Consider the following 10,033-nt stretch of genomic DNA (forward strand, 5'->3'; position numbering starts at 1 on the left):
CATCGCTGCCGTCGTAACCTCCGAGAGCTCCCACGCCCTCCGGGCAGAAGCGGATTGCATTCGTGTCGCTTTGACGCGGAGCGTCATGCACGGCATGCCCACGCGGAGCGTGGGCACGATCATTGCGCTGTTGATTCTGGCCGGAGGCCGTGGGAGCGTGGCTTGTCTCTGGGCCGCAATCGGACGATCTGCCGGGCACCGGCAGCAAACCCTCAGAATGCCGTCCACCTGACACGCCGGGGCCGCATGGTTTCAGGGCCGCTTCGCGGTCGGACGCGACCCCGGCCCATCCCCACGCGGCGCGTGTGCACGATCGCTCTACCGCCGCTTCATCCGGTCGATGATCACTGCCAGCAGCAGGATCGTGCCGCGGATGACGTATTGGTAGAAGGTGTCGATGTTTTTCAGGTTCATGGCGTTTTCGATGATCGCCAGGATCAGCACGCCGGCGATGACGTGGCGAATCATGCCGATCCCGCCGCTCAGCGACACACCGCCCAGCACGCACGCCGAGATCACGGTCAGTTCGAAGCCCTGCCCGATCATCGGTTGGCCCGAGGTCATGCGCGAGGCCAGGACCACGCCGGCCAGGGCGCCGATCAAGCCGTGCACCGCGAAGATGATGATCTTGGTCCGGTCAACGTGCACGCCGGCCAGCAGCGCCGCTTCCTGATTGCCGCCGATGGCCATGGTGTTGCGCCCGTAGGTGGTGTAGTTGAGTAGCCAGCCGAAGAACACGAAACACAAGACAGTAATCAGGATCGGCACCGGCACGCCCCACAGCTGGCCGTTGCCGAACACGAAGAAATCTTCGTTGCCCACGCCCACCGCCTTGCCGCTGGAGAAGATGTACGCCAGGCCGCGCACGATCTGCATGGTCGCCAGCGTCGCAATCAGGGCATTGATCCGCAGCTTGGCGATGACGATGCCGTTGATCAGCCCCACCACCAGGCCCAGCGCCAGGGCGGCAGACACCCCGAGGAACACGCTGTCGGTGTCGCGGATCACGATCCCGGCGATGACCCCGGAGCAGGCCAGCACCGACCCCACCGACAGGTCGAAATGCCCGGACGCCAGGCAGAACAGCATGGTGCAGGCGGCAATGCCCACCGTCGAAATCGCCAGGCCCAGCCCGCGCATGTTCAGCGGCGACATAAAGTTATCGATCATCAGCGCGCACAGCACGAAGATGCCCAGTGCAGCCAGCAGCATCGCCCAGTCGTCGAGGAACCGACGCATGTTCATGCCCTGGCGTGGAGCCGTCAGGCTGGTTTCGGTTGACATACGCACCTCATTTTTATTTTTCACGTCGTTTAGCCTGTTTCAGCCGCGGGTTCGCGGCAGTGCCAGTTGCAGCAACCGCGCTTCGTTGGCTTCGTCGCGGGACAGTTCACCGGTAATGGCGCCTTCGCTCATGACCAGAATCCGGTCGGAGATGCCCATGACCTCCATCAGGTCGCTGGACACCACGATCACCGCGATGCCGTCCGCCGCCAGGTTATGAATGATCTGGTAGATCTCGGACTTGGCGCCGATGTCGATGCCCCGGGTGGGCTCATCGAGCAGCAGCACCTTCATCGGCATCGACAGCCAGCGACCCAGGATCGCCTTCTGCTGATTGCCACCCGAGAGAAACAGCATCTGCTGATCGGCCGACGGCGTTTTCACGTTCATCGCACGAATCTGTCCTTGGGCGTTTTCTTTTTCCCAGCGCCCCTGAATCAGGCAGCCCAGGCTGACATGCCGCGGCCGCGCGCCGATGTTGATGTTCTCGGCCACGCTGGACAGCGGCACGATGCCTTCCTTTTTACGGTCTTCGGGGCACAGCAGAATGCCGGCGGAGATCGCGTCCCGTGGCGACTTCAGGTTCAGTGGCTGGCCATCCAGTTGCAGGGTGCCCGCTTGCGTGCGCGTCAGGCCGGAGAGCAACCGGAACATCTCGGTGCGCCCGGCGCCGACCAGGCCGAAGAAGCCCAGCACTTCGCCCTTCTCCACCGCAAAGCTCACCGGTTCCTGCAGGCCAGGGCCCAGCAATCCGGTCACCCGCAGGCTCGGCCCTTGATGCTGACGAGGGCGGTAGTTGTAGATGTCCTGGATGTCGCGGCCGACCATGCAGGTCACCAGCCGGTCGTGGTCCAGATCGGCCATGTCTTCGAAGGTGTGCACGAAACGCCCGTCCTTGAACACGGTCACGGCGTCGCACACCCGGAAGATTTCCTCCATGCGGTGGGACACGTAGAGAATCACCCGCCCCTCGTCCCGCAGCCTGACGATGATCGCCATCAAGCGATCAATCTCCCGCGCCGACAGGCTGCTGGTGGGCTCATCAAACGCGATGACATGGGCGTTGCGCGACATGGCCTTGGCGATTTCCACCAATTGCCGCTGACCAAGGGACAGATCCCCCAGCCGCGTGTTCGGGTCGATTTCATCGGCCAGGCCCTTGAGCAGCTCGCGGGCCCGCCGCACCATCGCCCGCCGATTGACCATGCCCCAACGGTTGGGCATGTGGCCCAGCAGCAGGTTTTCGGCGACGGTCATTTCCGGCACCAGTTGCAGCTCCTGGTGAATCACCGCGATGCCGGCGGCAATGCTGTCGGCGGTGGACTTGAACACGCAGGTCTTGGCACCGATTTGCAGGTCGCCGCTGTTGGGCAAGTACGAGCCGCCGAGGATTTTCAGCAGCGTGGACTTGCCCGCGCCGTTCTCGCCCATCAACGCATGCACGCTGCCGGGACGGGCTTCAAAACTGATGTCGGACAGCGCTTTGACGCCGGGAAAGGTTTTGCCGATCCCGTTGAAGCGCAGGCTGTTCCAGGTGGATGACGCGGGTGGCTGTGGCGCATGTTGAACAGTGTGTTGCATGGAACCCTCCTCCTCGCTCCACGGCCAGCGGCGGCAGAGCGAGGCCTTGCAGATGTCAGCCTGAGTGTCTCAGGCGTCCCGACTCGGAAACCGCGTGGCCGGCCTTACTTCCACAGACCGATCTTGGTCAGGACTTCCTGGAAGTTTGCCCGGGTGATCAGCGTCACGTCGTCCATGGCGGTGTATTTGGCAGGCTCTTTGCCGGTGGTGACCCACTCGTACATCTGCAGGGCGGTGTTGTAGCCCTCTTTGTCCGGACTGGGCAGCATCGATCCGAAGAAGCCGCTTTCTTTCTTCTTCAGCTCGTCGATGGCGTCGGTGCCGTTGATGCCGATACCGATCACGTTCGCGGGCTTGAACCCGGCACCCGCTGTAGCGCGCACGCCGCCCAGCACGGTGTTGTCGTTCATGCCGCCGACGATCAGGTTTTTCGCGGCACCCGGCAGTTTAGGCAAGGCGGCGTTGGTGGAGTCCATGCTGCCGGGGACGTCGAGGGTTTTCTGCGGCGAGAAGAGGATGTGGTCTTCGGGCAGGCCGGCTTTTTTCAGCGCGTCCACCGAACCGTCGGTGCGCTTCTTGCCGGTATCCAGCTCGTTGTAGGTGTTGATGATGGCGTAGGTTTCTTTCCAGTCCCAGTTGCGTTTTTTCGCTTCGTCGGCCATGGCGGCGCCCTGTTTCTGACCGACTTCAAACGCGGCCATGCCCAGGTACGGCACGTCCTCCATGAACTTGCCCTTGGCGTCGACGAACCGGTCATCCACCGCCATGACTTTCATGTCGTTGGCTTTCGCCTTGGCAACGATGGAAGGGCCGAGGGACACATCAGGCGGGCAGATGACAAAACCCTTGGCGCCGTTGGCGGCCAGGCTGTCGATGGCAGCGAGGGTTTTTTCACCGTCGGGGACGGCAATCTTGATCACTTCAAAACCGTGTTCTTTCCCGGCTTTTTCAGCGAAGGCCCATTCGGTCTGGAACCAGGGCTCTTCAGCCTGCTTCACGAGGAAGCCGATCTTGACCTTATCGGCGGCGGGGGCAACACCACTCATGCCGAGAATGGCAGTGGCAACAGCGGCACAGCACAGGGAACGAATCCCGTGGCGACTCAACATAGCTAACTCCTTATTTTTATTGAATAGCTACAGCGTCCAGCAGTAAGTGTCGTCATGAGCGGCGGATCAGAACGGGCCGGCCAAGCGACTGGGAACAGTCATATCATAATATCAATGGAGCGAATGTAACCGAGTGTCACGCCCACTCCCGAGCAGCGTTACAGCACCTTGACACTCACCCCGCGAACCGCTGCGAGGCCATTCCCGGGGTGTTCATTTCAATCGACAGCACCGCGCCATCCAGTGCTTGCGCACCGCTTGAAGGCCTGGCGCTGGTGAGGTAAAGCGTCGACATATCGGGCCCGCCAAACACGCAACTGGTGGGGTGGCTGACCGGCACTTCCATCACCCGGTCGACCCGGCCATCGGGGGCGAAGCGGATCAGGCACTGACCGCCCCACCGTGCGTTCCACACGTAACCGTCGGCGTCCATGGCCGAGCCGTCCGGGTCGCCGCGCACATGTTGATCGGCCCAGACCGTGCGCTCGCCCAGGGCGCCGTCGGCCAGCACCGGGTAGCGATAAATCACGCCGTCGAGGGTGTCCGCCGTGAGCACGGCTTCGTCGTTTTCGGTCCAGAGCAAGGTATTGACGATGCCCTGATTACCGAGCAACGGGATGACGCTGCTGTCGGCATGAACCCGAAACAAACCGCCCGAGCGACGCTCCACCGGCAGGTCGCCGCCCTCGGCGTCCAGATTGTTTTGCATGCTGCCCAGCCACAACCGGCCCTGGGCATCGCAACGGGCTTCGTTGGCACGATTGCCCGGCACCGGGTCGGCGACGCAGAACAGGTTGAACGCAGGGTGTTCGGGGGGTGAAGACAGGTCCAAGCGATAGACACCGCTGGCCAGAGTGACAAGGGCATCGCCCTTGACGGTGGGAATGAACGCCGATACCGGCTCGTTGAATTGCCAGTGACGCAGCTGGCCCTGATGCAGGCGCAAGGCCCGGAAACCGGCGATGTCCACCCAGTACAGCGCCTGCTCGGCGGCGTCCCAGAACGGCCCTTCAGCCAGTTTGAAACGCTGATCGGTCACAGTCACCCAGTTCATTGCAGTCATCCTGTTTTCTTATTGTTTGTGTTCTGTCGGGCGAAGGAACGGGAAATCACTTCGTCCGCATTCTCGATCAGACTCATGCAAGCCCAGACGCCGCGCGCCGAATCGCGGGTGGCGATCGCGTCCGCCAGGGCCTTGTGCAACGGCAGTGTGCGGCCCAACTCCCCCGGCACCGCCGAGGACACTTCAAACGAAATCGCCAGTAACGCACCCAGCGCCGGCAGCATCTGCTCGATGAACTGGTTATGACTGGCCGCCAGCACCGCTTCGTGGAAACGCTGGTCGGCGTGATTGTAGTCACCCAGGTCCATCACGCTGGCTTCAAGCACCTGATAGGCCGCCTGAATGTCGGCAATCTGTTCAGGGCTTGCGCGTTCACACGCCCAACGCACGGCCATGGGCTCGATGGTCCGGCGCAAGTCCAGCAAGTCCTTGACGAAACTCTGGGACAGCCCTTTCGCTGCCAGCCAGCCCACCACCTGGGGGTCAAACAGGTTCCAGCTGCGCACCGGCAATACCCGCGTGCCGACCTTCGGCCCGACTTCGAGCATGCCCTTGGCGACCAGGGTCTTGATGGCTTCCCTGATGACCGTGCGGCTGACACCGAACTCTTCACCCAATGCCGCTTCAACCTTCAACGACTGCCCCGGCAAGACGCTGCCTTGAACGATCCAGGCTCCAAGCCGGTCAACGGTTGACGCGTGAAAACTGCTGCTCATTGATCAGCCCCTGTGCGCGGCCAGTCCGCGATTTGAGGCTAATCATCACATGATTGGCTGTCAAACGGCTGTACAGCCCGCAGAACGTGGGCTACACCTGTGTGGCAGCGCGACAAGGATCGAGCACCGCTAAATAGTATTACAATTTGAGAAAGCTTCAAGCGATAAGCTGCAAGCTTCAAGGGATTAATGCGTGAATTCATCTAAGACCGGTTGAAATTAGTATTACAAATGACAAATATAAGCGTGCAACGCTTGCCTTTGCTTACGGCTTGAAGCTTGCGGCTTGCAGCTGCTCCTAAAACAACAACAGAAAGGAAGGCACTGATGCGCAATACACTTATCCCCGGAATCGGACTGTCCCTCATGATTGCAGCCCTTCACGCGAACGCCGCCGGCCTCACCAGTGAGCACGGCGCGTTCGGCAAATTGCCCGACGGCACCCCCATCGAGAAGTACACCCTGAGCAACAGTCATGGCATGAAAGCCACGATCGTCACCTACGGCGGGACGCTGCAATCGCTGCTGGTGCCCGACAAGGCCGGCAAGACCGAAGACGTGGTGCTGGGCTTCGACGACATCGACGGTTACCTCAAGGGCACGTCGTATTTCGGCGCCACCATCGGCCGCTTCGGCAATCGCCTGGCCGACGGCAAGTTCTCCCTGGACGGCAAGAGCTACCAGGTGCCGCAGAACGACAAGACCAACTCGCTGCACGGCGGCCCCCAGGGGTTCGACAAACGTGTGTGGAAAGCCGAGAGCGTGAAGGACGGAAAATCGGTGGGGGTCAAACTCAGTTATGTGTCGGTGGACGGTGAAATGGGCTTTCCCGGCACGCTGAAAACCGAAGTCACCTACAGCCTCAACGAGCAGAACGAGCTGCGCATCCAGTACCACGCCACCACCGACAAGCCGACGGTGTTGAACCTGACCAACCACAGTTACTTCAACCTGGCAGGCGCGGGCAACGGCGACATCCTCGACCAGGTGGCCACGGTACACGCGGCCCACTACACCCCGGTCAACGCCAAGCTGATCCCGACCGGCGAACTGGCACCGGTGGCCGGCACGCCCATGGACTTTCTCAAGCCGGTGGCGTTCGGCAAACGCATCCGCGAAGACAACGCCCAGCTCAAGTTCGCCGAGCCCAACGAAGGCGGTTATGACTTCAACTGGGTGCTGGACACTAAAGGCAGCGTGAGCAAACTGGCGGCTGACGTCAGTGATCCCAAGTCTGGGCGTCGCCTGCAGCTGTTCACCACCGAACCGGGCGTTCAGCTGTACACCGGGAATTTCCTGGACGGCACCGTCAAAGGCAAGGCGGGCAAAATCTATCCGCACTGGGGCGCGTTCACCCTGGAAACCCAGCATTACCCGGATGCGCCTAATCAGCCGAAATTTCCGTCAACGCGCCTGGATCCGGGAAAGGCCTACACCCAGACCGTGGTGTTCAAGTTCCTCGACCGATAACCGCCCCTCACCTGAAGACGTCGCTGCCGGCGTCTTCGCGCTCAATGCCGCTTGGGTGCCCGCCACGTAATGTGGCAGGCATCGTTCTGTACTGGAATCGAGCATCAACCCAGGTACGGCGACCGTCTTTCGTCATCGCCGGTCGTCGGGGCAAAACATCATGATTGAGTGGGTCGGTTGCCGCGCTTCCATCCGTTCGAAGAACTTTTGACGCCCTTCTGACTTCACGTCGCGCCGCTCGTAACCTTCTGGTGTTTAACGAGTTATTTAAAATGAATTTTCCCAACAGCGATGACTCATTCAATGGTGAATGATTGATTAGGGAGGTTCAGAGCGTGGGACAGTTCAAGCATTACCGGATCGATTATCTACTGCACGGCAAGTACAAAAGCTTTTATATCAGCGCGTCCAATATGGATAACGCTGAAGCGTGGCATTGGGCGTCGGTGGATGCAGGTTTCGGCCAGATCCCCAAGTACCGGTCCGACCGGGTGCCCAAAGTCAGCAAGCCCAAGGCCGAGCAACTGGGACTGACCGACGTCGAGTGGGCAGAGTCCTGATCGGGTGACCTTTTTTGGGGGGAAGTGGCAGAACATCGCAATTTCCCCCCGTTTTTATGCGTGCTCTTTTCCCGCCGTTCCCCGGCAATTGATTTCATTCATAGGTCGATAGCGAAAACTGATCATTAAACGATCATTGCCCGAAAGGCCGCTGGCTCACAGGCGTGCAGCCAGTTATCCACAGACATATTCACCCTTTTCGTGGACAACTATTTGTAACGGCATACGTTGACTTTTCAATGCAAGGGTTAACGCGAAAAAATGATGCACATCAAGGACAAAGCCCATTGTCGGGGTGCCTGAGGGCTTGCTCAGCGATGCGCCGGGTTGATCAATGACGTCAGGACATGGTCGGCCCACACCCCGTTGATTTTGAGATAGGAACGGGCCAGCCCTTCGCGCTCGAATCCCAAGGCTGCGAGCACCCTGCCACTGCGTTCGTTCTCCGGCAGGTAATTGGCCATGATCCGGTGCAGCCCCAATTCGTTGAACACATACGCCGTCCCTGCGCGCAGCGCTTCGTGCATCAACCCCTGGCCCTGAGCATCGGCCGCCAGCGAATACCCCAGGTGACAGGCCTGAAAAGGACCCAGCACGATGTTGCTGAAATTGCATTCACCGATGAGCTCAGCGGGCACTTCGTCGGTGCCGTGGGTCCAGATCGACAGGTGCAACAACCGACCGGCGAGCCGCTCCTGCTCGATGTAAGCCAGTCGCTGCTCCACCGCCGCCAAGCCGAAGAAACCCGCCGGCCGCAAGGGCTGCCAAGGCTGCAGATGGTGTCGGTTGGCGATGCAGTAATGCTGAACGGCCGGCGCGTCGGCTAACTGAGGCGGACGCAGGATCAGGCGTTCAGTGGCCAGACGGATCAGGGCCGGATCGGCGATCACGTCCATCACCGCCTGCTTTTCACGGCAATGAACAGTGCGCTGGCGCGTGGGCGGAGGGTCGTTGCGGGAATCGGCATAAAGCGTCCTGACGGCGGAAGGGAAACCAGGCGGAGTGTACGAGCACTGGCCGGGGTTGGGAAATGGGCTCAGCGCATAAGCGGATCACGTCGGCTGATGGACCGTGCCCACGCGCCGCGTCACGCTGTTGATTCTGGCCGAAGGCCGTGGGAGCTGACTTGTCTGCGATGGGCTGCGTAGCAGTCCTGAAACCAGGCGACCGGGGGGTTTTGGGGTGATACCGCATCCGCAGGTTTTACTGCCGGTGCCCGGCAGATCGCGGGCAAGCCACGCTCCCACGCCCTCCGGGCAGAATCGGGTCACGTCGGCTGATGGATCGTGTCCACGCGCCGCGTCCGGCTTTTGATTCTGGCCGAAGGCCGTGGGAGCTGACTTGTCTGCGATGGGCTGCGCAGCGGCCCCAAAACCAGGCGACTGGGGTGTATCAGGTGACACCGCATCCGCAGGTTTTACTGCCGGTTCCCGGCAGATCGCGGGCAAGCCTCGCTCCCACGCCTAACGGCAGAAGCGGATCACGTCGGCTGATGAACCGTGTCCACGCGCCGCGTCCGGCGGTTGATTCTGGCCGAAGGCCGTGGGAGCTGACTTGTCTGCGATGGGCTGCGTAGCGGCCCTGAAACCAGGCGGCCGGGGCGTTTCAGGTGATACCGCATCCGCAGGTTTTACTGCCGGTCCCCGGCAGATCGCGGGCAAGCCACGCTCCTACGCCCTCCGGGCAGAAGCGGAACACGACGGCTGATAGATCGTGTCCACGCTTCGCTTTCAGCTTTCAGCTTTCGGCGTTTATCTGTTGATTCTGGCCGAAGGCCGTAGGAGCGTGGCTTGTCCCGCGATGGGCTGCGCAGCGGCGCTGAAACCAGGCGATCGGGGGGTATCAGGTGATACCGCCTCCACAGGTTTTACTGCCGGTCCCCGGCAGATCGCGGGCAAGCCACGCTCCCACGCCCTCCGGGCAGAAGCGGAACACGACGGCTGATGGACCGTGTCCACGCGCCGCGTCCGGCTGTTGATTCTGGCCGAAGGCCGTAGGAGCGCAGCTTGCTCGCGATGGGCTGCGCAGCGGCCCCAAAACCAGGCGACTAGGTATATCAGGTGACACCGCATCCGCAGGTTTTACTGCCGGTTCCCGGCAGATCGCGGGCAAGCCACGCTCCCACGCCTTCGGCAGAAGCAGACCGCTGTGGCTTTTGATTCTGGCCGAAGGCCGTGGGAGATTCTATGGTTGGGAACAACTTCTTTTATGCCCGTTTCGTAACGTACTCTTCCTGATTTTTCATCAGGG

Annotated in this window: 8 protein-coding genes; 2 read left to right on the plus strand and 6 right to left on the minus strand. The window is 61.2% G+C overall.

The features are described from left to right. Positions 1 to 318: 318 nt before the first annotated feature. The 5 genes from araH to ABQX22_RS20955 form a co-directional block, all read right to left on the minus strand. Positions 319 to 1,284 (minus strand): L-arabinose ABC transporter permease AraH, encoded by a 966-nt coding sequence (gene araH / locus ABQX22_RS20935; RefSeq protein WP_349801769.1) that lies wholly within the window; start codon positions 1,282 to 1,284, stop codon positions 319 to 321. A 39-nt stretch (positions 1,285 to 1,323) separates the two neighbouring features. Beyond that, the gene (gene araG / locus ABQX22_RS20940; protein WP_349801770.1) at positions 1,324 to 2,865 is read right to left on the minus strand and encodes an L-arabinose ABC transporter ATP-binding protein AraG; all 1,542 of its coding nucleotides are present in this window, start codon (positions 2,863 to 2,865) and stop codon (positions 1,324 to 1,326) included. 104 nt (positions 2,866 to 2,969) lie between these two features. Beyond that, a complete protein-coding gene (locus ABQX22_RS20945; protein ID WP_349801771.1) occupies positions 2,970 to 3,974 on the minus strand; it encodes a substrate-binding domain-containing protein in 1,005 nt (334 codons plus the stop codon). A 175-nt stretch (positions 3,975 to 4,149) separates the two neighbouring features. Beyond that, on the minus strand, positions 4,150 to 5,028 hold the full coding sequence (locus ABQX22_RS20950; RefSeq protein ID WP_349801772.1) for an SMP-30/gluconolactonase/LRE family protein: 879 nt from the start codon (positions 5,026 to 5,028) through the stop codon (positions 4,150 to 4,152). Between the two features lie 5 nt (positions 5,029 to 5,033). Further along, positions 5,034 to 5,753, minus strand: a complete 720-nt coding sequence (locus tag ABQX22_RS20955; RefSeq protein ID WP_349801773.1) for a FadR/GntR family transcriptional regulator — start codon at positions 5,751 to 5,753, stop codon at positions 5,034 to 5,036. Positions 5,754 to 6,080: 327 nt separating this feature from the next. On the opposite strand from ABQX22_RS20955, the gene ABQX22_RS20960 reads away from it, so the two are divergent. After that, positions 6,081 to 7,223 (plus strand): aldose epimerase family protein, encoded by a 1,143-nt coding sequence (locus ABQX22_RS20960; protein WP_349801774.1) that lies wholly within the window; start codon positions 6,081 to 6,083, stop codon positions 7,221 to 7,223. A 335-nt stretch (positions 7,224 to 7,558) separates the two neighbouring features. Beyond that, the gene (locus tag ABQX22_RS20965; RefSeq protein ID WP_349801775.1) at positions 7,559 to 7,783 is read left to right on the plus strand and encodes a DUF6555 family protein; all 225 of its coding nucleotides are present in this window, start codon (positions 7,559 to 7,561) and stop codon (positions 7,781 to 7,783) included. A 311-nt stretch (positions 7,784 to 8,094) separates the two neighbouring features. On the opposite strand, the gene ABQX22_RS20970 is transcribed toward ABQX22_RS20965, so the two are convergent. After that, a complete protein-coding gene (locus ABQX22_RS20970; protein ID WP_349801776.1) occupies positions 8,095 to 8,679 on the minus strand; it encodes a GNAT family N-acetyltransferase in 585 nt (194 codons plus the stop codon). Positions 8,680 to 10,033: the final 1,354 nt, after the last annotated feature.

Source organism: Xanthomonas sp. WHRI 1810A, assembly GCF_040202885.1.
GTDB lineage: Bacteria > Pseudomonadota > Gammaproteobacteria > Pseudomonadales > Pseudomonadaceae > Aquipseudomonas.